Below are 25,422 nucleotides of genomic sequence, written 5' to 3' on the forward strand. Positions count from 1 at the left end.
GAAAACCTTTAAATTAATGATGGACTAAGAAAAACTATAAATTATTGAGTAATTCAACTTAAATAATAGCCTAAGTGACGCTAAAAAGTCGTGGCTGAAACACAAACTGCTCATTTCAATCGATTAGTGATTGATTATGGAAGCCAATAGAATTTATTTCCTTTTGTTTCCTTTGTTTTTGTTTTTATCAGTAAAGGATGATTTTGTGTGAAGGTCAGTAAACTTTATTGAAACTACTGGTTAGGGATATGCCTGGGTACGCTTTATTTTTAGTAGCAGAGCCGCCCGTAATGTCAGGTAAGACAACACCGTAGAAAAAACAGAACGTATAGAGAATAGGAAGCAGGATGCATCTTTTCTGATTTTTGATTGTCATTGATAGGATCAATATCACTTCCCGAAACAATCTATGAGCAATGGTAACGCGCGAGCGATTTGGCTGGACTATTTACGTTCGTTTGTTACCCTGTTAGTCGTCGCTCATCATGCGGCCCTGGCTTATCCAACATTCGCCCATTTTGACCCTGCTCATTATATCTACTCGACCGCACCGATTGTGGACGATAATCGGTGGAAGGGTATGGATTTTTTTATTGGCTTTAATGACCTGTTTTTTATGCCGTTGATGTTCCTGATTAGCGGTTTATTCGTCTACCGGGGTCTTGCCAGAAAAGGAGTAAATGCGTATTTAAGGGATCGATTCATGCGATTGGGTGTTCCTTTTCTGATTGCTGAAGTGTTGCTAATTCCACTGGCCTATGCACCATCCTTCTATAAAGCGACGCATTCCATTGATGTTGTACCGTTTGTACGAGACTACATTAGTACCCAGCAATGGCCAGTCGGACCACCCTGGTTTATCTGGCTATTGTTAGCGTTTGATGGGATCGGAGGGCTTGTTTTTAGCTATTGGCCTTCTTTTTTTCTGACCGTTGGCAACGGGCTCGCCGACCTGAGCAAACGCCCATTTCGCCTGTTTGCAGTAATTTATGCCCTCGTTGCCCTTAGCCTGATTCCCTTAAGCCTGTGGGTAGGCCAATATACATGGGTGGGGCACTGGGGGCCGTTTGATTTTCAGCTAAACCGGCTTTTGTTTTATTGGTTGTTCTTTCTGGTGGGCAGTTGTTTAGGGGCAACAGATTGGCAGAACTATCTTTTTAAACAGAATAAGCTCTTTGGTAAGGGCTGGCCGTTTTGGCTTGGGCTGAGCCTGATCTGTTATGTACTATTTGTCATGATCTCGCGGTTGGGAGAGGGTTGGGTTCGACAGGGAAAGTTATCTGCTACGGAAGGCTATTTTATGTATGACCTATTCTTTGTTGCCAGTTGCCTGGCCAGTATTAGTGCCTGTTTGAGCTACTTTAAACAAACGATAACCCGGCCAAGTAAAGGCTGGTCCAGTTTATCCGCGAATGCATACGGCATCTATGTTGTGCATTATGGATTTGTTACCTGGCTACAGTTTGTCCTGTTAAGCATCGACTTACCCGTAATCGTAAAATTCCTTATTGTCTTTTCAGGAGCCTTGATTCTGAGTTGGTTATGTAGTCGTTTAGCCCGACGAAGCTCATTTGTCGCCCAGATACTCTAATCATTCTGAGTAGCCCCAGGTTATTATTACTGGCATATTGCTGGCTGAAATAGCCGCTGTCCTGTTAAGAAAATCCCACATAATCTCAACTTTCGCCGACTCTTACCAATGATAAGGCTGGATTATTTTTGATACCAGAATCCGGTGCGAAACTATAATCCCTGCTTTATAAATGGACGACTATCAGAATCTGCTCAACCGAGCCTATGGGGCTTTCAATGACCGGGATATTGACGCTGTGTTAGCCTTAATGCACCCAAATGTTGATTGGCCAAATGGCTGGGAGGGAGGGTATGTACATGGGCACGACGAGGTACGGGCCTATTGGGTACGACAATGGCAACAGCTTAACCCCAACGTAACTCCCATTGCATTTCAGGTCAAGCCAAACGGAGAAATCGGGGTAGAGGTCCATCAGGTTGTCCGCGATTTAGATGGCCAGGTGGTGGCAGATGATCAGGTTAGGCATATATATACGTTCGCAGAGGGAAAAATAATGAAAATGGTGATTGACTGAGTTGGCAGGATCGCTTATCGCTTTGGCACGGCATATGGTCCTGATGACTTACTAAACACGGAGTTGGCACGTCGCTGAAAAAACTGGTTCGACTTCCGTTTTCTATTGATTGGTTGTGTTTGCGAAGTATAGCAAAGGGAAAAAACTTTTCCTTACTTTTGGATACTTTAGAAACGAAACCAGAATTATGCTGCCGAATCAACGTCGGGATAAAATACTCGAATTATTGAAAGAAGATGGATCCGCTAAGGTCATCGATCTGGCTAAAATCTTTAAGGTAACGGAAGTTACGATTCGTCAGGATCTGGAGAAGCTGGAAAAGGACGGATTAGTAACCAAGGAACATGGCGGAGCCTATCTGAAAAACGTTGAAGATCAGGTACGTACGTTTTCGCTGGGTAACCAGGAAAATATCGATAGGAAAGAGCGGATCGCTACCAAATGCCTGGAATTTATTGAAAGTGGCGATAGTATTATTCTGGATTCGGGTTCGACCACTACCGAAATCGCCAAAAAACTGCGGGGCTACAAGAACCTGACGGTCATCACCAATGCCCTGAATATCGCGCTGATTCTGGGCGCGGAGCCGGGTATTGAAGTGATTATGACGGGCGGTGAGTTTAAGCCACCTACGCTATCGCTAACCGGTCAGAAAGCCGCCGATTTCTTCAGAGGGATCAATGTCCAGAAGTTGTTTCTGGCAACCGCCGGCATATCGCTCAAATCTGGCCTTACCTACCCGAGTATCAGCGACTTAGTTGTCAAAAAGGCAATGATCGATGCGGCCGACACAACCTATCTGGTCGCTGATTCAACCAAAATTGGCAAAAGCGCCTTTGCCAGTTTGGGTGCTTTATCTCTCATCGATTACATCATCACCGATGCCGGCATTGAAGAGAAGCATAAGCAGGTATTTCACGATAATGAAATCGAACTGATTATCGCGACCTGACTCATAGCATATATTGTGGCCGGGCAAGCCACAACCGATTCACGCTATCGGATTGCGACTGACCTACAAAAGAAATTATTCTGTTTATCAATCTAGTAAAGAGATAGTTATCCGTTAGCGAAACCACACCGATGTCGGGAAAGGCCGGATTGTTTGCGTTCGTTACTCAAACAACCAGTCTATATTTTTCTTGTTTCCTGCGAGGCCGGCATCGAAAATCGGGATCTCCTGATTGCCATCCATAAAGCCAAGCAGCAGGCAGGCTCCTTTTCCTAAGTTGAGCGTGTGTTGCCCAGCCTTGAACGAATACGCATGAACGTTCACGGGCGGTAATCCTCCAACCAGAATGGCGTTCGAGATTTTGATTTCCGACTGGCCGTAATCGTTGGCACTGGCATCGGTTTCCAATTCGGGAGCAGGCAGGTATTTCGGATTCTTTTCGTTAAAAAAGCCGATCAGAAGTTTTACGGGCTGGGTTGCCGTAAAGGTCAGGCTGGTTCGTTCGGATTGCTGTTTTGCTTTAGAAAACTTTAGACCTTTCAACTGCTTGAGTTCAGGGGCTATCTCCGTAATGGCTACGGTTGTGTCGGCAAAAACGGGTTGCCCTTTTTCCAGAGAATAGGTTTCAACCTGCGGGCTTTGGAGCGTGACCGTTGCTGGTTTTAGTGCAATAGGCTGTTTGGCGACGGCATTGCTGGTCGATTTCAGCGAGTCGATCGCCTGTTTGAACCGATTCAGTTCTTTTTGATAAACGGGTAGCATCTCCTCCCAGGTTATGTAGGTGCCATCGACGCCCCGCATGGGAATTTTGCGTTGTTTTGTCTGCATACTATTGGCATACAGATACGTATCTTTTGTCAGGTTCACCAGCTCAGCGTAGTGTTTGACACTGCTTTCCAGCAAGGGCACCGCTTTGTCGAGATCCCGAACGTCGCTGGAATACTTATAGCGTAGGACGGCTATTGCGGCACGGGCTTTCTGCGCGTAGAAATTGGCCAAAGCATTCTGGCAATACATGTCATTTTTCAAACGCGTGAATTCTTCTTTTTCTTTCGTGACCGAACTAGCAGCCTTCTCAATGGCTAGTACCGCTTTTTTGCCGTGCTCAACCACTTCGTCGGCAACCCGAACGGGGGTTTCGCCAATGTGTTTATCGTGTTTCCAGTCTCTCTCGGCGTAGTCGATAATCATCTCGCCTTCAGGAGCTTCCGACTCATATAGCAACGTGAGCAGGCCATACCGAAACGGATTGATAAGCTGAGTCATCAGCATCCCCAGCGTCAGGGTCTGGCGATTGCCGTCAGTAATGCCGTACCGCCGTAATAGTTTCGGTTCAATTTCACCAGCCTGTTCATAGGCTTCCAGTATATCTTTGCTTTTGTCGGTCGACAACCCGTATTTATTGGCCAGTTGAGTCCCCCAATAGTTGATTTCGTCGGGGCGGTTGCGTTGCGAGTTCCAGGCGTAACGACCCCAGTTTTTATACCATATCCAGTCGCGGTCGAGCTGGAGAAGGCGAGGGGAGGTTTTATCCGCCGTATAGGGCCAGTCCCAGTAAGACGCCTGCGGATACAGATGCAGGCCATTCGCGCCGTACACGCTGTGCATTGCCTGTACTGATTTCTGGATAAAATCGGCAGAGCCATAGCGGAACGGTTCCAGATTGGCCAGAATGTGCACATTTTCAATCTGAACCGTACCAATGTTGCTTAGTGTTCGGTGTAAATCGGCCCATTTCCCGCGCGGAGTATAGGTAGTCAATGCCTCGCCATTGAACTTGGCTTCCGTATACAGATTTTTATACAGGGGCAGCGCTGCTTTCATGACACGAGGGGCATCCGTATCGTGGGCGCGAAGAACGAGAGGTGGTTCGGTGGTTTGCCCAAGTGCTTTCAGGCCATCTTTAACCCCCGGAATGATCGTTTTTGTGAACCAGTCCACATCGTCCTGCCCAACTCCCTCCATGGCTTCACCCAGCGCAATGAGCAATCCAACGTTCGGGTATTTCTGGACAAAAGCCGCAATCGACTTCCGGGTATAATCGGCAATGAGTGGTATTATTGGGCGATTACGGTCCTGAGTTTTGATGTGATGGTGTTCGGCAAAAGGCTTGGAGACGATAATATTGTAGAACATCTGAATGACCCAGATGCCACGTTTGTCGGCTTCTTCAGTCAGAAAACGAAACATCTCCTCGTTCTTTTTAAACGTCGCGTCGTCAACTTCCACAGCGTAGGGATACTCTTTCAGCCGAACCAGCGAGGCAAATGGATGCCCGTTCCACAAGTACAATGAATTGTACCGGTTTTCAACCATCATATCCAGATACCGAATCCAGAGGGCTTTGTCATATAACCAGGGAAAGGTTTCGGGTGTATAGGGGTACTCATACACATCGCGGCCGGGTAAATAGGTAGGCTTCTGCACCCCTATGCACGTACCGCGAAGTACCATTTCTGGTTTATCGGTCAGATTGATCGTTTCGGGAAGCTTATTGGTTTTCGTTACCTGATCAGCCAGTTCCAGGCAACCATACAACACCCCGGATGGATCGGCTCCAACGATCAGGATCGGTTTCTGGGGGTCTTTTCGAATCGAAAAGCCTTCTTTTCCTGGAACACTGGGAAGATTGTATAACGAAGCCGTTCGTTTGACTACATCGTCAGATGATAAGCCGATGATTAACTGTGAATTACTTTGCGTTACCTGATTGCCTGGTTTTATCTGAACCTGATAACCGGCTTTGGTAAGCGCCTGTTGTAATTTTTGCGCTCCGAATGTTACCCGAGCGTGGGCCGAAACGGGAATAATCAGTGTGAGGTTCTGCCCTTTCCCTGCTGATTGCTCTGCGCTCGAAGGTAGAAAGGTCAACAAAATAAGGAAAGATAGGAGGGAAAAGATCCCAGGATATCGCTTCATATAAGGTTCAGGGCTTTCCAGGTACAAAACTTCCCGAAGGCCAGCGCCTTCAGGAAGTCGATATAAATGAAACTAACAGGATTTAACAAACCTACGAGATTATGTGAACATCAATCTCCACCATTTTCTCTGAAAATTGTACAATATTAGCGTAGTCTGTTTGAAGGCTACCTGATTGATTGGCGATTTTCAGAAATCCGCGTGAATTCGTAAAGCCTAATCGCATACACGCTTCTGAGATAGATAGCTTCTATTCTTTTATCAGGTAAGCAGCCTCAGTTAAGCGGCTGTCCGTATGTGAACAGGATATGTCCAATTACGGACAGATAAACCCCCAATTGTTACAGAAAAACCGCATTTAATCTTCTAGAGGGCGGTTTTGACGAGTTGGCCGTTTATTTGCTATACAAATGAGTAGGATAGCTAATGCGGTCAAATTCTATGATGAAAAGCACTTCTTTCGGTGAATTTGATGAGTTAGTCTTACTAACCATTGCCCTACTCTATAACGATGCCTACTGCGTGGCAGCTATGGAAGAACTTAGTCCGCGGTTGAAACTGCCGATGAGCTTGGGAGCCGTTTACCGAACTATGCAACGACTCGAAGAGAAAGCATTGGAAATTTCTCGATTCGGCAAAGCAACTGCCGAACGGGGAGGGCGCCGAAAACGGTTTTTTACCGTTACAACTATCGGCGAATAAACCTTAAAGAAATTCCGTCGGATTCGCAATGAGCTATGGGTCTAACCCGGAAGCCGCTTTTGGAACTGGAATGGTATGAATAAAAAATCGACAACCCCTCAACCTCCCCGATGGGCCCAGACCCTGCTGGAGCGAATTACAGCTGCTCATTTACGGGAGGAAATACAGGGCGATCTGGATGAATTGTTTCATAAGAGGGCTCTGCGCTATGGCTATTCCAGAGCCCGGTGGCTGTATCTGATCGATATTTTGCTTTTACTGCATCCCCGCCTGTGGCGCCCGAAAGCTGTTCCTGCTTTTAAATCCCGTTACAACACCTACCCCGATGACTCTCAACCTGCTTTCTTAAGCCTTACTATGCTACGCAGCTATCTCAAAATTGCTTTCCGCAACCTCTGGAAACACAAGTCATTTTCATTCATCAATGTGATGGGCCTAAGTGTTGGCATGTCTGCCTGCTTTTTGATTGCCCTCTATGTTCATTTTGAGCTAACCTACGATGCTTTCCATAAAAAGGCCGATCGCATTTACCGGCTCGCTACGGACATCAAAACGACGTCTGAAACCATTCATTATGGCATCAGTTCGTGGGCCTTCGCGCCTAATCTCAAAAAAGAATTTCCCGAGGTCGAAAACTTTGTCCGGGTTAGTGTCAAGGAGCGTCTGGTGCGAAAGGGCGATCTGAAATTTCAGGAAAACAAAACAGTTTTTGCGGATTCCTCGCTTTTCAGCGTTTTCGATTTCAAGCTGCTCAAAGGTGATCTCCAAACGGCGCTGAAAGAACCTATGAGCGTGGTCGTTCCTGAAAAAACGGCAAGAAAATACTTTGGCAATGCCGATCCAATTGGCCAAACATTGCTTCTGGGTGATGAAGGGGTTCCGGCAAAGGTCACCGGGGTCATGCAGGATATCCCCGAAAATTCGCAGATCAAAGGCGATCTGTTCGTTTCGATGGTGTCGTATACCCAGCATTTCAATAAAGGTATTGATGAGGATTGGGGGAGTTTTGGCACCTATTCCTACCTGCTACTCAAACCCGGCGTAAATCCTGATGCGCTTGCCCAGAAATTCCCTTCGTTTCTGGAAAACCATGCCGGTAAGATGATGCGTGAACAGCAAATGTTCCTGACAATGGTTATGGAGCCATTACGGAACGTTTATCTATATTCAACACGGCCCGGAGAGGAATCTGGAAGTATGACCAATGTGTCTATTTTTTCAGCCATCGGCCTGTTCATTTTGCTGATTGCGTGCATCAATTTTATTAACCTGACCACAGCACGATCGGTCGACAGGGCAAAAGAAGTGGGTATTCGCAAGGCAATCGGAGCTGCCAAATGGCTGCTGGCCCAACAATTCATTGGCGAATCGGTGCTAATCTGTCTGATCGCTTTTGGTTGTTCACTAGTGCTTTCCACAGTCTCGATCCCCTGGTTTAACACGCTTTCCGGAAAGATGATAAGCCCAGGAATTCTGAACAATCTGCCGTTTGTAGGAGGCTTGTTTGTTGCTTCATTGATCATTGGTTGCCTGGCTGGCGCATATCCTGCGCTGATGCTCTCTTCATTCGAACCTGTTATCGTCTTAAAAGGACGCTTCAGGGGAAATGCAAGCAGTGTTTTAGTTCGGAAAGGCCTGGTAACAGCGCAATTTGTCATATCGACAGCTTTGATCATATCGACAATCGTTATCTATACGCAGGTGGATTTCATGCGTAGCCGCGATCTGGGTTTTTCTAAAGACCAAATGCTGGTTATTAAGACGCAGACAGGGTCGAAACGGGATGCATTCAGTGCTGCCATCCGAGGATTAAATGGTGTCAAATCAACCGCGGCCTCATCGAGTATACCGGGCGGCTGGAACCCGCAAGCTCACACCATGATCGAAAATAAAAATGGTGATATGCAGATTGGCAATCTGGACGTGTACCGGGTCGATTTCGATTTTATCCCGCAATTCGATCTCAAAATTGTGGCTGGCAGGGCTTTTTCTGCGAACTTCAGGTCAGATAGCACCCAGGCATTGATCATCAACGAAGCCATGACAAAGGCTTTGGGATACAGTACCCCGCAGGAAGCCATCGGCAAAAAATTTGACCAATGGGATCGTAAAGGTACGATCATAGGTGTCCTGAAAGATTTCCATTACAAGTCGTTGCAGGAAACAATTAAACCCCTAACGTTCCGCGCGATCGACTGGTGGAATGGTGATCTTTTATCGGTCAAAATGGCTGGTCGTCAGGTCAAAGAAACCCTCGTTGCGATCGAAACCCAATGGAAGCAGAAAAATCCCGACCGGCCTTTTGATTATTACTTTATGGACGAGTTTTTCGATCGCCAGTACCGTAGTGATGAACGCTTTCAAACGCTTTTTCTGAATTTTGCCATACTGGCGATTTTCATTTCCTGTCTGGGATTGCTGGGCCTGGCCTCGTATGCTACGGTGCAGCGTACCAAAGAAATCGGTGTACGTAAGGTGCTGGGTGCGTCGACGGGAAGTATTGTCGGACTTTTATCTAAAGACTTCCTGAAACTGGTACTGCTTGCATTTCTGATAGCTTCTCCCATAGCCTGGTATGGCATGCACCGGTGGCTACAGAATTTTGCTTACCAAGCCGATATTCAGTGGTGGGTGTTCGTGCTAGCTGCTACTCTTTCCATAACAGTCGCCTTCGTAACCATCAGTTTTCAAAGTATCCGGGCGGCTTTGATGAATCCGGTAACGAGTTTACGGAGCGAATGAGACAGCTCCGTGTTTTTAGGTTACAGGTGGTCGCAAGGCACTCAAAAAAAACGTCCGAAAGCTTAAAACTTTCGGACGGTTGAAGCTTAGTCTGTTGGTAATCTATCAATAGCCCGCGTTTTGTTTGAAATCACCTTTGTTCGTCACCGCATCTATTTCGCTCTGCGGGATGGGCCGGAGTACATGAAATGGCTGGATGCTCGGAGCCGCATCGGGATTGTATTTTTTGACCCGCTCAACCAGTTTGTTCGTCCGTTTTAAATCAAACCAGCGAACCTGCTCACCGGCTAATTCGCGGGCACGTTCGTCCAGAATGAAGTCGAGCGTTACGTCGGCGGCTGCTACACGCATGTTTGCCTGGCGGCCCGGTACGGCAGCCCGCGTCCGGATTTCGTTCACGTAATAAGCCGCCGAATCTTTCTTGCCGAGGTTAAACTGCGCTTCAGCCGCGATCAGATACATCTCACCGAGTCGCAGAATATAGGCATCTCGCGCACTTTGGGTCTCGGCATCTGTCGCCCGAGTTGGATCATCAAATTTCTGAAGTGAAACGTAGTGAAAACGATCGCTGGGCGTACCGTCGGCTTTGTACATATCATTTACGTCATAAATCTTGTACTTTTTCGACTGTCGGAAAGCGGCTGTTACCGGGTATTTTGTTGTAAAAACGGCCGTATCGCCCACATTCATCCCCGCCGGGCGTTTGGTTGCGTCGGTTTCGTTGGCTTTCCAGGCCGACTTGAACGATGCATTATACCGGGAATCATTTTGCTCGTTGAACAGATTGAGCAGGAACAGCGTCGGCATGTAGCGAACGTTTGGAAAACCATTGGCTACGTCGCGTTTCATACCCGGTTGGGTGTTGTACTCCATCAGGAACAGCGTATGATTCAGGTTACTACCCGCATTGAATGCCAGATTGGTCGAGTAATTTACGGACCACAGCACTTCTGTATTTTGCTGACCCGTTATCGACCATAAACTAGCGTATGTAGGCAACAGCTTATACGAGTAGCCTGTAATTACCTTTTTGGCGTAATTGCTCGCTTCCTGATTTTTTCCCCTCGTCAGATACACCTTTGCCAGAAAGGCTTCGGAAGCCGGGCGGGTGATCCGTCCATAGTCTGTGGTTGTGAGCGGAATGGCCGTAACAGCAAACTGAAGATCCTGGAAAATCTGCTCATAAACCGCATCAACGGGCGTGCGGGTAGCGGTTGTCAGAATGGTTTCTGTAGGCTCTAACTGAAGCGGAACCGGGCCAAAACTTTCGACCAGATGCCAGTAATACCAGGCCCGGAGAAACCGCGATTCACCTTCCAGTTCTTTCTGACGAGCGGCAGGAACGCCAGCGCTGGGAAGGTATTTTAGTACGTTATTCGCCAGATTGATGGCTGCGTAGCATTGTTGCCACATCCGGGTTTTTACCCAGACATTGTCTGTTGTCAGCCCCTGATACGTCATCAGCGGAGGCTGTGGGAAAAGGCCATTCGTACCGGTATTGCCGTTATTGGCGGCATTCGTCCAGATGTCGGAGCCCATTTCCATGAGCGCCTGCCCTTCTTCTTTTCCGTAGAAATAGCGATTGTATGAGTAAACCCCATTGACACCCGCTTCAATGCCTTCGGGGGTAGTGAACAGGGTTTGGGCGGTTGATCCGGCTGGGTTATATTCCTGCAAATCCTGTTTGCACGAAAACCCGGTAGCGGTCAGGGCAAGTAGCGCTATGTATTTTATGTATGTTTTCATTTTTAAAAGAGTCAATGAGCGAAAGAATGAAAGAGTGAAAGTGCGAATACCTGTAAATACGCTCTGCCTCTCTTTCGCTCTTTAAAAGCCAATGTTCAGACCGAATACGTACAGCCGAGAAAGCGGCTGGTCGATGACACCTTCGTTTTCCGGATCAAAATCTTTCAGATTGCTGAACGTATACAGATTTTTGCCCGATACGTATAGCCGTAGGTTATCGATTTTAAGCTTACCAGTAACTGTCTTGGGAATCGTATAGCCTAATGTAACGTTGCGGAGTTTAACAAATGAAGCCTGCCGCTCGGTCAGGGTTGTGACGTAGGTCGAGCTGCGGTTGGCGTTCGGACGAGGGTACTCGTTGGTAGGGTTTTCGGGAGTCCAGTAGTCGATGCTGGCGCCGTTATTATTGCCGTTCCGGTTGTACTTGGCATAATAGTCCGAGCTGATCCACTGTCCGGCCCGGGCGATAAACAGAATGTTCAGGTCAAACCCTTTGTAGCGAATGTCGTTTGACAGACCACCCGTCCACTGCGGCACCCGCGATCCGATGATTGTCCGGTCTGTTCCGTCAATTTTACCGTCGTTGTTTATATCGGCAATTTTGATGTCGCCGGGAATGGCATTGTATTTAGCTGCGGCTGATTCTTCGCCTAACTGCCAGATACCCAGTTTTTGGTAGTCGTAATAAATCTGCGACGGCTGTCCTTCGATCAGGGAGTTCCGGTAATCGTCGGCGATGACATTGCCGTTTGGCAGTGACTCGATCATCTCTTTGTTGCGGGCAAACGTCAGATTCGTTGACCAGCTAAAGCCTTTCTGATTGATGTTCTGCGTCGTAATGCCAATTTCAAGCCCTCGGTTCCGGGTTACGCCAATGTTGCGGTTCACCGTCGTTACGCCCGTCAGCAGCGGCAGGGTATACGGAAAAATAAGGTCGTTGGTGCGGGCGTCATAGTAATCGATGTTGGCCGTAATGCGATTGTTGAGCAAGCCCACATCCAGACCCACATCGGCGGTGGTGGTTAGCTCCCATTTCAGATCCTGGTTCCCAATGGTTGGACTGATCAGGTACGCATTGGCAGCATTGGCGTCGTTGTAGGCAAATGAAACCGTGGTCAGTGAATTTTGTGTCGCGTACGGATTGATGACGTCATTCCCCGATACGCCATAGCTCGCCCGCAGTTTCAGATCGGTAACTACTTTTTGGTTTTTCATGAACGACTCGTCGCTGATGCGCCAGCCCAACCCGGCCGATGGGAAGAAAGCCCAGTTATGCCCTTCGCCTAATTTAGATGAACCGTCGCTTCGCCCTGTAACGGTCAGCAGGTATTTGTCTTTCCAGTTGTAATTGATACGTCCGGTAAATGAAATCAGCCGGTTGCTGCTAAAGCCACTCCCCCAGAACGGGTTTTGGTTAGCCGCTGCCAGGTTATAGAAATACTGGGCCGGAATCAGCTGGTTATTACCGCCCGCGAAGCTTGACGTATTATTGAACGACAGATAGCTCGTAACGCCCGTAATGGTAAACGAGTGGTCCTGAATGGCTCGCTTATACGTAAATACGTTCTCCCAGCTCATATTTCGGCTCTGGTTGCTGGTGATGGATGCCTGCGATCGGCTTCCGGCGCCATCGATGGTGTTGCGGCCGTAGTAATTTCCCAACTCTGACGTCGAGAAAATCGCGCCCAGTGTTGAGCGAACCGTGAAGCCCGTAAATGGGGCCAGTTCGACATAGGCCGAAAGCGTACCGCGATTTGTTTTCTGGTTTCGTTTGTAGGCGTTTGGCTGCTCATCGGCCAGTGGATTGATGACACTTCCACCCAGCGGAAACGGGATAAAATTGCCGTTTTCGTCATAAGGTGTGCCCAACGGCGGAATGTTGGAGGCCCGGTTGAACGGGTCCCGGCGAATGTCGTTGTCAATGTACGCGAGTTGGGTCTGGATGCCTGCCGTAATCCAGTTGTTGATGGTCTGGTCGATGTTCATCCGGGCCGAATAGCGTTTGTACTCGTCCAGTCGCAGGATGCCTTTTTCGTTATAATAGCCAGCCGAGAAATACACTTTGGTTTTGTCTGTCCCGCCGGTAACACTCAGTTGGTGGTCCTGCTGAAATCCCTGCTTCAGCAACAGATCGGGCCAGACTGGAAACTGCTGCTTCTGAATGGCGTCTAACTGGGGGGCATTAAAAATCTTCGAATCATCGGCCGGGCTGCTCCAGGTGCCAGCGGCCCGGTAGGCTTCGCGCCGGAATGCAATGTATTCAGGACCAGTCATAAACTTACCATAGCCCGCTACCTCCGATACACCCGCATACGAACTCAGGCTGAGTTTAGGTTTGCCGCCTGTGCCGCGCTTGGTTGTGATGATAATTACTCCGTTGGCCCCACGAGAACCGTAAATGGCCGTTGAGGACGCATCTTTCAATACGTCAATTGAGGCAATATCATTCGGGTTTATATCGGCGGCATTCACACCCTGCACACCGTCGACGATATACAGAACATTGTTCGAACTGCTGGGGTTAGCAATCGAGCGGTTCCCCCGAATCCGTATCGAAGCACTGGCACCAGCGTACCCACTATTCCGGGTGATGTCGGCACCGGGAATTTTCCCCTGGAGCGCTTCGACCGGCGTAGTCACGGGTATCTTGGTTGTTTCGTCGCCCTTGATGGAAACTACCGAGCCGGTCAGGTCCCGTTTGCGCTGCGTTCCATATCCAACTACGACGACCTCATTCAGTTGCTTATTATCGACCTGAAGCGTTATATTCAGGTCGGTTTGGTTCGTAATCGGCACTTCCTGAGACAGATAACCGACAAAACTGAAAACCAAGGTAGTAGCCGCGTCAGGAGCGGTCAATTGATAGAGGCCATTCGCGTCGGTCGTAGTTCCTTTACCGGTGTTTTTGATAACCACGCTAACGCCCGGCAAACCCTGGCCATTTTCGTCTTTAACCGTCCCTTTGATCGTTCTGTCTGCTGCCGGTTGATCCGATTTTGTATCGGTTGGAGCAAGCGTTAGTGCAGGTATTTTTGCGGATACCAGGTGGGTAAATAATACCGTCGAAGCCTTGTTCTCAGAAACCTGGAGCGTTCGCTCCGGGTTACTAAATACTACAGTTGGGAAACCTACCTGAATCAGTCCAAGCAGACTGAGAAAGCAGGTATACATATTTTTCATGATCGTACTATTGATTAAGGAGTTGTCTTGTACAGCGCTAGTAGTCAAGCGTTTGTTTACTTTACAGCCTCGATGTGAATACCTATGTCATAGCTTCTTAAAAGCAGAATACTTTTAAGAGCTGAAGGGATTTGACAAACTTAGGGCATTAAGTGAACGTCGGTTTCCACCATTTTCTCTAAAAATTATACAATATTAGCATGGTATAACTTCTTGAAAATTTTGAATTTTTGATGGAGGTGTAAAACGCTGGTTTGAGTAGTTGACCGAAGTAATCAGAAAGAAGTATCCGACCAAATTTTTAGTGAGCCGACGTAGTGACCTTCTCCTCATATGTACTGGTGGATGTATCCGATACCGGTCTGCGACGCCAGTAATTTGCCAGAATAGACCCCGAAATGTTCATCCACGGACTGAATACCGCGGCTGGTAGACCAACGGTTCCTAATTTACCCATACTGCCTGCCAGGCCCGACGCCATACCGCCGTTTTGCAGGCCAACCTCAAAGGCAACGGTTCGGGCTGAGTTTTTGTCGAGACCGAACAGGCGACTGAACCAGTAACCAAAAAAATAACCAGCTGCGTTGTGAATCACGGAACTGATAAAGAGCAAAAGACCGACATTAAGAAGGTTATCTCGACCGGCTGCGGTCGTGACGGCGGTGAAATAGATGATGCCAAACATCGACAAATAAGGCATTAACGCATCCAGTTTAGGATTGCTGGTTGCTACCTGATGATAAATAACGCCGACGACTAAAGCCGCCAGTAAAAAGCTGAAAATCTCCATGAATTGAAGCAATTCGGGACTTGGTAGTAGAGTCTCAAAAAAGGACCACAAGCCAAATCCGAGTGCAACCAACCATCCTGTAGCCAGTCCAGCCAGCAAAAAGGCCATCCGTCTGCTGGTCGTGGAAGCTGTTTTTAGGTAGTCATGTACCAGGGCTGCAAAAATAGGAACAATGACAATTTTGATAATTTCCATCATCATGTTCACAAACTTGATTTCGATAAGCGTACCCGCCAGTAGCTTGAGCAATAAAGGTGTTAGAAATGGGGCCGCCAGCGTTGCCATGGCCGTTACAACAACCGAAAGGACCAGATTGGCTTTGGCTAGATAAACCATCACGTTGGAGGCCAATCCACTTGAGCAGGAGCCAATCAGGATAATACCAGCCGCTATTTCTGGCTCAAACTTAAATACTTTGGTCAAGAGCAGGCCCATCAGCGGCATCACCGAGAAATGGCAGAAAAGACCAATCGCTACACCTTTGCCCGTTGTCGCCAACCCCGAAAAATCCCGGATGCTCATCTGAATCCCCATCCCAAACATGACCAGCTGGATAATCAGCAGAATGAGCCATTTATTCCGTAGGTCGAACGATCCCCAATGGCTGAAAGCCGCCGGATAAATCATTCCCGCAATCACGGCCACAATGATCCAGGCAGTATACTGATAGGTTTTCAGGGCAGGAATGGCCTTCATGCCCAGCGCAAAGCTGATCGCAGCCATCACCGCTGCCGGTTGCCAGAGGCTGGCATTTTGCAGGAAAAGGCCAGCCAGCAATAGAGCCAAGGCAAGGGCAGAGATGATGAGAGGTATTTTATTCATGGGTTTAGTTTTTTGCCATTCCTACGGCGTCGGGATGACAGAAAATACGTCTGAACACTACGAAAACTGTGCGGCCAGATGTTGGATCGCTATCGTCGGACTTGCCAGAATCGGTACTTTTTTATCACTGGCATCCAGCGTATCGACAACCCGCGCCATTGATGCCTGCGCCAGAACAATCACATCGACTCGGGTGCTCAAATCTTTTAAAGCTGTTGCGACCATCGTATCATGCGTGGCTGTGTCGCCCTTCATGAGCGCGTCGAATGCCCCTTCGCACAGGACGGATGTGAGTTCGATTTCCTGACCGGCAACCACTGCCCGCCGACGAACCAGATCGCTGGTAGGGCCAAGGGTGGTTGGCAGGGTCGCAATGACACCAATCTTTTTACCGATCTGAACGGCTTTGTCGGCCATCGGTTGATCGACCCGCAAAACGGGAACCTGTGTGAGAGCGGCAGCCGCTTCTACCGCAGCGCCAATGGATGAGCAGGTAACCAGAATAAAATCAGCTCCGGCGGCCTCGGCCGAACCGACATAATCGACCACGCGCCGGGCGGTATCGGGCGTAAGTTCTCCGCGCTTGATGACGTTTTTGATCAGGCTGTCGTCAACAATGTTAAACGTTTGAATGCCGGGCAAATACTCGTTGGTTAGTGCTTGAAAAACAGGTACTAACGTGGCTGAGGTATGAATGAGACCTATTGTTTTTACGCTCATTTTGTCTGTTTGGTTTTCACTCTGTTAAGTAATGTCTGGCTGTTATCAGCTCACGTGCCGGCATTGTCCTTTTGGAGAATTCGACCCGCAATCCCGTTTAAAATACGTGTCCTTCGAGCAAAATGCCGAAGTAGTTTTCGGCACCAACCTGGCCACCTTTAAAGTTTACGTCAATTCCATCGATGGGTGATCCTGGGGCCGTGGCTTTACAAAGGGGGGCTCCAGCCACCAGCGGAGCGATCATTTCAACGGCTTCGATGCCCATGGCTCTGGCCGCATAGCTCGACGTGTCGCCACCGGCCACAACTACTCGTTTTATCGCTGAGCATTGGCCAACTACTTCTCGGGCAATCAATCCCAGCGCAGTACCTAATTTTTGGGAGGAAAACAGCTTGTTTTGTGCTGCACTAGTACCGCCCGTATGGATGATGACAGAACGGCCCTCGCTGATGAACTCAATCGCTTTTCGGTTATAATCCGTCATGTGTGGGAGCAACCAGGCCCCAGCGTCAATCTGTTGCGCATCGATGATGATTTCGGCAAAGCCATTGGCGGTAGCCCAGGCAATTTGTTTGGCCGTAATGGGCGAACAACTGCCCGATAACACCAGTAAGGGGGTTGCTTTACCCGGATCTGGCCAGGGGGTTACGGGCTGTAACGCCCCGATTGACTCCCAGTATTTTCCAAGTGCCATTTCGATACCCGACGAGCCAACCAAAAACAACGGATTGTGCGGATGCCCATACGAATCGATCAGTTCGCCAATGGGTGTTAACTGATCGTCATAGAGGGCGTCAAACAGGATTATATCCGACCCGTCCTGCAATAAGGCCGTAATCGTGTTCTGAATATCTTCCTGATTTTTAACAAGTTGTAGTATGTCCAGCAAGCCCACTTTTTTAGTTGTTTGTCTGGCTAAATGAAGCCGGAGATCGCTTTCATCAGCGGGTGTTACGGGATGTTTGCTCATGGACGGATGCCTGTCGAGCCGAAAAATGGCGCCATCGCTGCCAATACCCATCCGGGCAAACAGGTTACCAAATACGCAATAACGCCCAAGCGACGGTGCCGCGACGAGTAACGGAATGAAATTCTTATGAAAAACCTCTTGGCCGACGTCAATCGCTTTTCCGATGCTGCCCATCGTAGGGGACGAATCGAACGTTGAACAAACTTTATAATGTACATGCCGTGAACCGAGCTTCCGCAATTCCGTGAATGCCGATCGCAGAATTGGTTCCATGGACGCTGGTGGTATGGAACGGGTCATGCCAGCCACGCCCATTGCACGCAGATCGGGATAGGATGCCAACTGCTCAGGTGTTGGCGTTTCAATAAACAAAGCCGTTTTGACCCCTGCCCGGCTCAGGAATTCCAGTGCATCGGTAGAGCCCGTAAAATCATCGCCATAATAGGCCAAGAGCAGGGAGGAGTTCATTGAATTGTACTATTGATATGTTGTAATGGTGCTGTAAATCAGGGTTATATGAATTGGGCTTAACTTCCACCGAATTTTTCGACTGATTTCGCAAACTCAGGATAGACGCTAGCCGCTTCCTGAACACTTAATCCATCGACTGCAGCCTTCCAGGCCTGCTGTAGAGCTATTACGCCCGCAGTTGGTCCCATTGGATGAGCCAGAATTCCGCCACCGGCCATGTACAGTAAATCGGTTGTTCTGGTTCGGCGATACGTTTCGGGAGCCTGACCACCCCACTGCCCCGACGATACTACGGGCAGTATTGAATAACCACCAAACAGCGGAGTCAGGCAGGCTTCAATGGATTGCACAACGCTATCATCCGACTCCCAGAATTTATTCTGAATGCCGTTTACGTGAATCTGATCGACACCTGCCAAACGCCAGAGTTTTTGATAGGCCGGAAACGCAATGCCTAACAGGGGATGGCGGGTAAGCATGCCCCAACCATTGCGATGCCCATGGATGGCCAGCTCGCGTTGGTCACAGATTTTTTTGGTGGCCGATATACCGACACTATTCAGGCTGATCATGGCGCAGGTTCCGCCCCGGCTAACTATTTTCTCGTACCGTTGCAGCATATCGTCTACGTCACCGCTGATGTTAAAGGCATACATTACTTTTTTGCCCGTTTTGTCAGCGTGTCGATTGATCACGTCCATGACTGCATCGACCCGATCAGCAAAGGGCGAATTGGCCGAAGAGCCGAGCAATTCATCATCTTTTACGAAGTCGATGCCTGCTTCTGCAAGGGTTTTGACCAGATCGGCAGTTTGCCGGGGACTCAGCCCAATACTGGGTTTAACAATAGTGCCAATCAAAGGCCGATCCTGCACACCAGTGAGCGTCCGACAACCGGCAATACCGAAAGCTGGCCCTGCATATTGGCTGGCAAATGAAGGTGGTAGCTCGATATCGAGGAGCTTGAGGCCCGTAAATTGCCGTAGTTCATACAGATTACCCTGTACTGTAGAAATCAGAACCGGAAGGTTATACCCAAAATTCTCGACAGACCACGACACCCGGATAATGGCCCGATGGTAATTTCCCGATGCGCTAACCGCCCCCGGAATGGCTGGTTCCTGAACCGTTTCTAATCGCTCGACCGATTCGACACGGGCCGCAAACCGGTGTTTTAATTCTTCTGTTTCACCCGGCACGGCCACGAACGTTCCTGACGATTGCTCTCCCGCCAGTACAGATGCCGCTGATTCAGGGTTAAAGGGTGTTTCTACGAAGTATGTGGCTGTAATCCGTTCCAATGAGATTCTGATAATTAAATAGCACGAAAGTCAAAATTAATAGCAATAATCCCTTATGGGATATGCTATTTTCTCTGGAAATTGTAGGATGTTGTCGTATTTGCCCAGCTGGCTTATAGCTGATAATTCACCTGGTAGTTTTTGCCTTTTTCTACGGTCATTTCATACAGGCCACTACTCACTAATCGAATGGCGGCTTGTTTGGATACGGGTTTTATCTTACTTTTAAATCGAAGGGTTCCGATTCCGCCAGCTCCCGTTACTTTGATCTCTTTGGTGCTGCAATAAACGCTAACATCACCATCCGGCGTGGGAACTTTTCCGTCAATCCACTGTAATCCACCCAGTTGTGGTTCAATGGAATACGTTGCATAGGCGGGCGCTGTTGGTTTGACTCCCAGGTAATATTTGCCGAGCAGATAAATAGGACTGGCACCCCAGGCATGGCAAAGGCTTTTGCCAAACTCCCGCCCATACATCGCATAATGTTCGGCCCCTTTTTTGGCGGGGTTATATTCTTCCCAGAACGAGGTAGCGCCCAGATTCAACATGCCACCCCAGTAATCCTTTATTTCTTTCGTTACATAGCTTTGTTCACCCAGCGCGCAAAGGGCTTCGAGTTCGTAGAAACGCATGTAGGGAGTAGTAATTTTTGGTACTTCCGGGTTGAGGAGCACGTGCTGTTTGATGGCCTGCTTTTTGGGATCGTCCAGATAATTGAAAAAGATGGCAAACATATTGGCATACCGGGTTACGTTCTGGGTCGGCACACCATCGACCCGGCTATGCACCAGCGCCTGTTTGGAATCACTCCAGTAGTTGGTAAACAGCTTCGTTTTTACATCTGCTGCCAACTGACTGTAAGTGGCCGCGTTTGGCGTATCATTCACGATCGTGGCACAGAGCGCCATCGTTTCCAGACTTCGTGCGAACAACAACTGTTCAAAACTAACTTCCCCTTTTTTACTCAATCCGTCGGCCCAATCGATAAATACCCAATCGCCTGCCAGCCCCTCCAGCAGACCATTTTTGTTCCGACGCGACAGGCAATAGTTCATCAGACTTTGCATACGCGGATAAAATTGCTGAATAAAGGTTTTATCTCCAGTATATTGGTAGTAATCGTAAATGCCTATGAACCAGTAAAATGTATAGTCCATAATGGTGTTGATGTGGCTCGTGACCGGGTCTTTACCCCGCAAAGCCAGCAATGTCCGCGTCACAGAGGGCGAGTCGAACAACAGATAATAATTCATCAGGTAGCTCTGGTAAGCATCGCCCGACCAGATCCAGCGGTCGCGCTTGATACCGTCGATGAAAAACTCACGCGTATTGAGATGCAGTGTATAAGCGGCTACATCGTATATTTTATTGATCTGCTCGTCGGAACATCGAAAACTCCCCCGATCAGCAACAGGGAGGTATTCGTACAGCATCGAGACCGAATCGATCGAAACACTGCCGTCGAATTGCACATTCACGTACCGGAACGCTTTGGTCAATTCCATGATCGAATCGCGCTTCTGGGTCAGATCGATTTCCAGATGATCGGTGGTTTCACAGGTTTCAGTGGCCAGGGCTTCCTCGCGGGATTCGCCGTAATAAATAGTGACCTGGCCTTTACCCGTCAGCCCTTTCAGTTTGATAAAGCCAAACGTTTCTCTGCCAAAATCAAGCAGCAGTGAGCCCGCCTTTTTGGTTGCGTTTACTGCCGATAACTCTTTGGTATTCAGCTTGAATTTGGAGGGCGGTTGCTGAGGATCATTAAAGTTCCAGGAGCCAGCTTTAAGCCAGGTCGTACCGGATTGATCAGATGCTTTCCCGGTTTCATCGATCCATTCCTTGTCTTCAAATGTGACTAACCAGGAGCCATCGGAAACCACGTTCTTGCCTCGTACATAAATGGCTGGGACACGGTCCTGGCAAAAGACTTTCAGACTTACTTTATGTTTTCCGGCAGGCACAGTAATTCGTTTAGGGTAACCCGAAAAGGCTTTGCCATCGATTTTTACATTGTATTTCCCTTCCACAAAAAGATCGACTTCTTCCGGCTGCGCCAGATCAAAATCCTTATGAAAATCAATGAGGTTGTAGTGGCTGTCCAGCTTCCAGAAGGGAGGTAAAAATGTTCCGCGTTCTGTGCGCCGGTTTTGCATGTTATTGCCCAGCCAGATTTCAAAATCACCCGGATACCAGATCCAGGTCGCCTGATTCTGAGCGAAACCAGTTAACGTAATAGAGACGAGTATGGCAATGAGGGAAAGTGCTCTTTTCATGGAATGTATAGGATTCAGAGACGAGATGGCGAACGATCGGCGTCAAAATGCGAGCGGTCGACCTGAAGATTTCACCGTGTTAAGCGTGTAACTTCTTGGGGATGGCAAAAATAAGAATATTTTAGAAAGTAAAAGAAAGTAGTCATTCTCCTTTTAAATAAAAAATAAAATAGGTACTACTTTAGAGCAGGAATAAGCTGATTTTGATTGAAAAATAAGCACATTGCTTGGTCAAAATCTCACTGATTTTCATAGTGCCGATTGCATTGACTCTGAATGACAACCTTATAATACCAAATTAATGCCTCGTAAATCTTCATTTTATTTCTTTTATTTTCTATTTATTGCTTTTATCTTTGCTCTGGTTACTGTTACTGCGTAGTACAAACGCTCACCAGCAGGCCAATTGCTTGATTTATTGCGATTCTCCAGATCATGAGTATAAAATCGACTACCCCTGTAAGTTTAGGCGTCATCATTGGCAACCGCGATTTCTTTCCTGATAAACTAGTTGGCGAATGCCGGACAGATTTGCTGGACATATTCCAGAAAGTAGGGGTCAAACCCATTATGCTGGATGAGTCGCAGACGAAGCTGGGAGGTGTCGAAACCTTTCAGGAAGCTCAGAAATGCGCTGAACTATTTAGAAAACATGCCGATGAAATAATGGGCATTCTGGTGGTTCTGCCCAATTTTGGCGACGAAAGAGGAGTTGCTGAAACATTAAAACTTGCCCGGTTGGATGTGCCCGTATTGATTCAGGCCTACCCCGACGATCTGAACCGAATGGACGTAGCTCGTCGGCGGGATGCCTGGTGTGGGAAGATCTCTGTCTGCAATAACCTGTATCAGTTCGGCATAAAATACTCACTGACAACCAAGCACGTCGTGCATCCGTCAGACCCCAGTTTTGCCACAGACCTGACGAATTTTGTAGCTACCTGCCGGGTCGTGAAAGGAATGCGGAATGTCAGAATCGGAGCGGTTGGCGCTCGGCCCGGTGGTTTTAACACCGTAAGGTATAGCGAAAAAATACTCCAGCGGCATGGTATATCGGTCGTTACCGTCGATTTGTCGCAGATCCTGGGTAATGCCAATAAACTGACGAAAGACGATCAGTCGGTAAAAGAGCGGCTCGAAGCCATCAAAGCCTACACACCAACGGGCCGTACGCCCGACGACAAACTGGTTCAGATTGCCAAACTGGATGTGGTGCTGGCTGATTTTATGGCCGAACACGCGCTGGACGCCACGGCCATTCAGTGCTGGACATCGCTTCAGCAAAATTATGGCTGCAATGTCTGTACGAGCATGAGTATCATGAGCGAGAACATGCTGCCCAGCGCGTGTGAAGTAGACGTAACTGGCACGCTGAGCATGTATGCCATGCAGCTCGCATCGGGTTCGCCGAGTGCGTTGGTCGACTGGAACAACAACTACGCCGACGACGAAAACAAGTGCGTTCTTTTCCATTGCGGTAACTGGGCAAAATCGTTTTTGCCCGATATCGAAATCAGCACGGCACCGATTCTGGGTACTACCGTTGGGGAAGAAAATACATATGGCGCTTTAGCAGGGCGTACACCTGCCTCTCCGCTTACCTTCGGCCGGATCAGTACCGACGATCCCAAAGGAATTATCAAAGCCTATATTGGCGAGGGTGCCCTAACCGACGATGCCCTGAATACATTCGGCAACCGGGCTGTGGCGAAGATCAACAATCTCCAGAATCTTATGCAGTATGTATGCCGAAATGGTTTTGAACACCATGTCGTCATGAATGCGTCCAAAACCGCTGGTATTCTCAAAGAGGCCCTGTCGAATTATATGGGCTGGGAGGTTTATGAGCATCAATCCTGATTCTATCCACACCATCAATTTTTAGTGTTGTTCAACTGCGAAGTCTATGAGCCTACAGGAATTAGCCCGCAAGTCGGTTACGTATCGAAAAAATATTCTGAAGTACATTGTTGGGGCCAAAGCTGGTCATACGGGAGGGAGTCTGTCCTGTGTCGATATTCTGAATGTACTTTATAATTACGTTCTGAATGTCAGTCCGGAAACAGCTAAATCGCCCAACCGCGACCGCTATATCCAGAGCAAAGGGCATACGGTAGAGGCTCTCTACGTTGTACTGGCAGATAAAGGATTTTTCCCGGAATCGGATCTGGAGACCCTGTGCAAATATCAGTCGCATTACATTGGTCACCCAACCCGAAAAGTAAACGGAATCGAGCAGAACACCGGCTCGCTTGGGCACGGTCTGGCCTTGAGTGTAGGAACGGCCCTGGCTGCCAAGCTGGATGAACTGACCTATCGCGTTTTTACACTCCTTGGCGATGGCGAATTACCCGAGGGCTCCAATTGGGAAGCGGCTTTATCTGCATCGCATTATAAGCTTGACAACCTCTGCGCTATTGTCGATAAAAACACCCTGCAAATTTCGGGTCCAACGGCCGATGTGTGCAACACCGACCCGCTCGACAAGAAGTTTGAAGCATTCGGCTGGGCGGTTCGTCACGTGAATGGACATGACTTCCAGGAACTTACCGAAGCGTTCGATTCGCTGCCTTTTGAGCCGGGTAAACCCAGTCTGATTATTGCTCATACCATAAAAGGAAAAGGTATCAGTTACATGGAAAATCAACTGAAATGGCATCACGGCGTACCAAATCAGGAACAGTACGCACAGGCATTGACAGAGTTGGAAGAGGCCGGGATGGCATTGTAGAGATTCAATAAACTCATGGCAGAACTAAATACCCTAGTAGCGGATAAGAAAAGTCTGGCAAACTTAGACGTTTTTTCCAGTACACTTCAGGAGTTGGCTAGTACCGATAAGCATATTCTGGCGGTAACCAGCGACTCGCGTGGATCTGGAAAGCTCGTGCCTTTTGGGCAGAAATACCCGTCACAGATTATTGAGATCGGCATTGCCGAACAAAATCTGGTCGGCGTGGCAGCGGGATTGGCCTCGACCGGTAAAAAAGTGTTTGCCGTTTCGCCCGCCTGTTTCCTGACTGCCCGGTCATTCGAGCAGATCAAAACGGATGTCGCTTATTCCAACAACCCGGTGAAACTCATTGGTATTAGTGCCGGTGTGAGTTATGGCGCGTTAGGCTCTACGCACCACAGTCTACACGATTTTGCGGCCTTGCGGGCAGTGCATAACCTGATCGTTGTGGCACCCGCCGATAATTTCGAGACGGAGCAGGCCATCAGGCTGGCGGCTCAAACGGACCATCCCATTTATATCCGGTTCGGTAAAAAAGCGATGCCCCTCTTATCGGAAGAAAATCAACAATTTGAATTCGGTAAAGGTCGTATTGTGAATGAGGGCGACGATTTAATTCTGGTCGCTACAGGCGAAACGGTCTATCCCGCACTTCAGGCGGCCCGCCAGCTGGAGAACGTACACGGTATCCAGGCAACGGTGATTAGTATGCACACCATTAAGCCGCTGGATTATGCGTTGCTGACTTCGGTAGCGGCCAAAGGCTGCCCCATTCTGACCGTTGAAGAACACAGTGTTTACGGTGGTTTAGGGGAGGCCTGTGCTTCGTTTTTGCTGGAGAATGGGTTTCGTAACCGGTTTAAAATCATGGGGATACCTGATGAATATACAGTAACCGGGTCACAGATAGAGATATTCGATCATTATGGGCTCTCGGAAATCGGAATTGCCGATATGGCGCTTAATCTACTCCAAAAGCACGCTTGATC

16 protein-coding genes are annotated in these 25,422 nt (G+C 48.4%); 8 read left to right on the forward strand and 8 right to left on the reverse strand.

Going from position 1 to position 25,422, the window contains the following annotated elements; translation table 11 throughout:
* Positions 1-409: 409 nt before the first annotated feature.
* The 3 genes from G8759_RS13845 to G8759_RS13855 all read left to right on the forward strand — a co-directional run bounded on the left by G8759_RS13845 (position 410) and on the right by G8759_RS13855 (position 3,060).
* On the forward strand, positions 410-1,591 hold the full coding sequence (locus G8759_RS13845; RefSeq protein WP_167208883.1) for an acyltransferase family protein: 1,182 nt from the start codon (positions 410-412) through the stop codon (positions 1,589-1,591).
* Positions 1,592-1,763: 172 nt separating this feature from the next.
* Positions 1,764-2,108 carry a nuclear transport factor 2 family protein gene (locus G8759_RS13850; protein ID WP_167208885.1) on the forward strand — a complete coding sequence of 115 codons (345 nt, stop codon included), beginning with the start codon at positions 1,764-1,766 and terminating at the stop codon, positions 2,106-2,108.
* 187 nt (positions 2,109-2,295) lie between these two features.
* Positions 2,296-3,060 (forward strand): DeoR/GlpR family DNA-binding transcription regulator, encoded by a 765-nt coding sequence (locus G8759_RS13855; protein ID WP_167208887.1) that lies wholly within the window; start codon positions 2,296-2,298, stop codon positions 3,058-3,060.
* A 162-nt stretch (positions 3,061-3,222) separates the two neighbouring features.
* Here G8759_RS13855 and G8759_RS13860 read toward each other — a convergent pair whose 3' ends face one another.
* The gene (locus G8759_RS13860; RefSeq protein ID WP_232074248.1) at positions 3,223-5,934 is read right to left on the reverse strand and encodes an alpha-d-galacturonidase; all 2,712 of its coding nucleotides are present in this window, start codon (positions 5,932-5,934) and stop codon (positions 3,223-3,225) included.
* Between the two features lie 486 nt (positions 5,935-6,420).
* Here G8759_RS13860 and G8759_RS13865 point away from each other — a divergent pair, with 486 nt between their 5' ends.
* Positions 6,421-6,681, forward strand: coding sequence for a PadR family transcriptional regulator (locus G8759_RS13865; protein ID WP_167208891.1), 261 nt, complete (start codon positions 6,421-6,423; stop codon positions 6,679-6,681).
* Between the two features lie 75 nt (positions 6,682-6,756).
* The gene (locus tag G8759_RS13870; RefSeq protein WP_232074249.1) at positions 6,757-9,423 is read left to right on the forward strand and encodes an ABC transporter permease; all 2,667 of its coding nucleotides are present in this window, start codon (positions 6,757-6,759) and stop codon (positions 9,421-9,423) included.
* Positions 9,424-9,528: 105 nt separating this feature from the next.
* On the opposite strand, the gene G8759_RS13875 is transcribed toward G8759_RS13870, so the two are convergent.
* The 7 genes from G8759_RS13875 to G8759_RS13905 all read right to left on the reverse strand — a co-directional run bounded on the left by G8759_RS13875 (position 9,529) and on the right by G8759_RS13905 (position 21,699).
* Entirely contained in the window at positions 9,529-11,169 is a 1,641-nt protein-coding gene (locus G8759_RS13875) for a RagB/SusD family nutrient uptake outer membrane protein (RefSeq protein WP_167208893.1), read from the reverse strand.
* A gap of 81 nt (positions 11,170-11,250) precedes the next feature.
* Positions 11,251-14,349, reverse strand: coding sequence for a SusC/RagA family TonB-linked outer membrane protein (locus tag G8759_RS13880; RefSeq protein WP_197933132.1), 3,099 nt, complete (start codon positions 14,347-14,349; stop codon positions 11,251-11,253).
* A gap of 301 nt (positions 14,350-14,650) precedes the next feature.
* Positions 14,651-15,961, reverse strand: coding sequence for a bile acid:sodium symporter family protein (locus G8759_RS13885; protein ID WP_167208896.1), 1,311 nt, complete (start codon positions 15,959-15,961; stop codon positions 14,651-14,653).
* Between the two features lie 57 nt (positions 15,962-16,018).
* On the reverse strand, positions 16,019-16,681 hold the full coding sequence (locus tag G8759_RS13890; RefSeq protein ID WP_167208898.1) for an aspartate/glutamate racemase family protein: 663 nt from the start codon (positions 16,679-16,681) through the stop codon (positions 16,019-16,021).
* A 97-nt stretch (positions 16,682-16,778) separates the two neighbouring features.
* Positions 16,779-18,119, reverse strand: coding sequence for a four-carbon acid sugar kinase family protein (locus G8759_RS13895; RefSeq protein WP_167208900.1), 1,341 nt, complete (start codon positions 18,117-18,119; stop codon positions 16,779-16,781).
* 59 nt (positions 18,120-18,178) lie between these two features.
* Positions 18,179-19,423: a ribulose-bisphosphate carboxylase large subunit family protein gene (locus tag G8759_RS13900; RefSeq protein WP_167208902.1), complete on the reverse strand. Its 1,245-nt coding sequence runs from the start codon at positions 19,421-19,423 to the stop codon at positions 18,179-18,181.
* A gap of 113 nt (positions 19,424-19,536) precedes the next feature.
* Positions 19,537-21,699 carry an alpha-L-rhamnosidase-related protein gene (locus tag G8759_RS13905; protein ID WP_167208904.1) on the reverse strand — a complete coding sequence of 721 codons (2,163 nt, stop codon included), beginning with the start codon at positions 21,697-21,699 and terminating at the stop codon, positions 19,537-19,539.
* A gap of 435 nt (positions 21,700-22,134) precedes the next feature.
* Here G8759_RS13905 and G8759_RS13910 point away from each other — a divergent pair, with 435 nt between their 5' ends.
* Genes G8759_RS13910 through G8759_RS13920 form a run of 3 tightly spaced genes read left to right on the forward strand, consistent with a single transcriptional unit; the run spans position 22,135 to position 25,420 of the window.
* Positions 22,135-23,559, forward strand: a complete 1,425-nt coding sequence (locus tag G8759_RS13910) for an L-fucose/L-arabinose isomerase family protein (protein WP_167208906.1) — start codon at positions 22,135-22,137, stop codon at positions 23,557-23,559.
* A gap of 46 nt (positions 23,560-23,605) precedes the next feature.
* Entirely contained in the window at positions 23,606-24,430 is an 825-nt protein-coding gene (locus G8759_RS13915; RefSeq protein ID WP_167208908.1) for a transketolase, read from the forward strand.
* Between the two features lie 15 nt (positions 24,431-24,445).
* A complete protein-coding gene (locus G8759_RS13920) occupies positions 24,446-25,420 on the forward strand; it encodes a transketolase family protein (RefSeq protein ID WP_167208910.1) in 975 nt (324 codons plus the stop codon).
* The last annotated feature ends 2 nt before the right edge of the window (positions 25,421-25,422 follow it).

The sequence above is a fragment of the Spirosoma aureum genome, assembly GCF_011604685.1.
Taxonomy (GTDB): Bacteria; Bacteroidota; Bacteroidia; order Cytophagales; family Spirosomataceae; genus Spirosoma; species Spirosoma aureum.

Excerpts from the sequence above, each read along its gene's own strand:
- G8759_RS13895 (WP_167208900.1), bottom strand. The coding sequence starts at position 18,119 with ATGAACTCCTCCCTGCTCTTGGCCTATTATGGCGATGATTTTACGGGC.
- G8759_RS13865 (WP_167208891.1), top strand. The coding sequence starts at position 6,421 with ATGATGAAAAGCACTTCTTTCGGTGAATTTGATGAGTTAGTCTTACTA.
- G8759_RS13850 (WP_167208885.1), top strand. The coding sequence starts at position 1,764 with ATGGACGACTATCAGAATCTGCTCAACCGAGCCTATGGGGCTTTCAAT.
- G8759_RS13855 (WP_167208887.1), top strand. The coding sequence starts at position 2,296 with ATGCTGCCGAATCAACGTCGGGATAAAATACTCGAATTATTGAAAGAA.
- G8759_RS13905 (WP_167208904.1), bottom strand. The coding sequence starts at position 21,699 with ATGAAAAGAGCACTTTCCCTCATTGCCATACTCGTCTCTATTACGTTA.
- G8759_RS13880 (WP_197933132.1), bottom strand. The coding sequence starts at position 14,349 with ATGAAAAATATGTATACCTGCTTTCTCAGTCTGCTTGGACTGATTCAG.
- G8759_RS13910 (WP_167208906.1), top strand. The coding sequence starts at position 22,135 with ATGAGTATAAAATCGACTACCCCTGTAAGTTTAGGCGTCATCATTGGC.
- G8759_RS13885 (WP_167208896.1), bottom strand. The coding sequence starts at position 15,961 with ATGAATAAAATACCTCTCATCATCTCTGCCCTTGCCTTGGCTCTATTG.
- G8759_RS13920 (WP_167208910.1), top strand. The coding sequence starts at position 24,446 with ATGGCAGAACTAAATACCCTAGTAGCGGATAAGAAAAGTCTGGCAAAC.
- G8759_RS13845 (WP_167208883.1), top strand. The coding sequence starts at position 410 with ATGAGCAATGGTAACGCGCGAGCGATTTGGCTGGACTATTTACGTTCG.
- G8759_RS13870 (WP_232074249.1), top strand. The coding sequence starts at position 6,757 with ATGAATAAAAAATCGACAACCCCTCAACCTCCCCGATGGGCCCAGACC.
- G8759_RS13915 (WP_167208908.1), top strand. The coding sequence starts at position 23,606 with ATGAGCCTACAGGAATTAGCCCGCAAGTCGGTTACGTATCGAAAAAAT.
- G8759_RS13875 (WP_167208893.1), bottom strand. The coding sequence starts at position 11,169 with ATGAAAACATACATAAAATACATAGCGCTACTTGCCCTGACCGCTACC.
- G8759_RS13890 (WP_167208898.1), bottom strand. The coding sequence starts at position 16,681 with ATGAGCGTAAAAACAATAGGTCTCATTCATACCTCAGCCACGTTAGTA.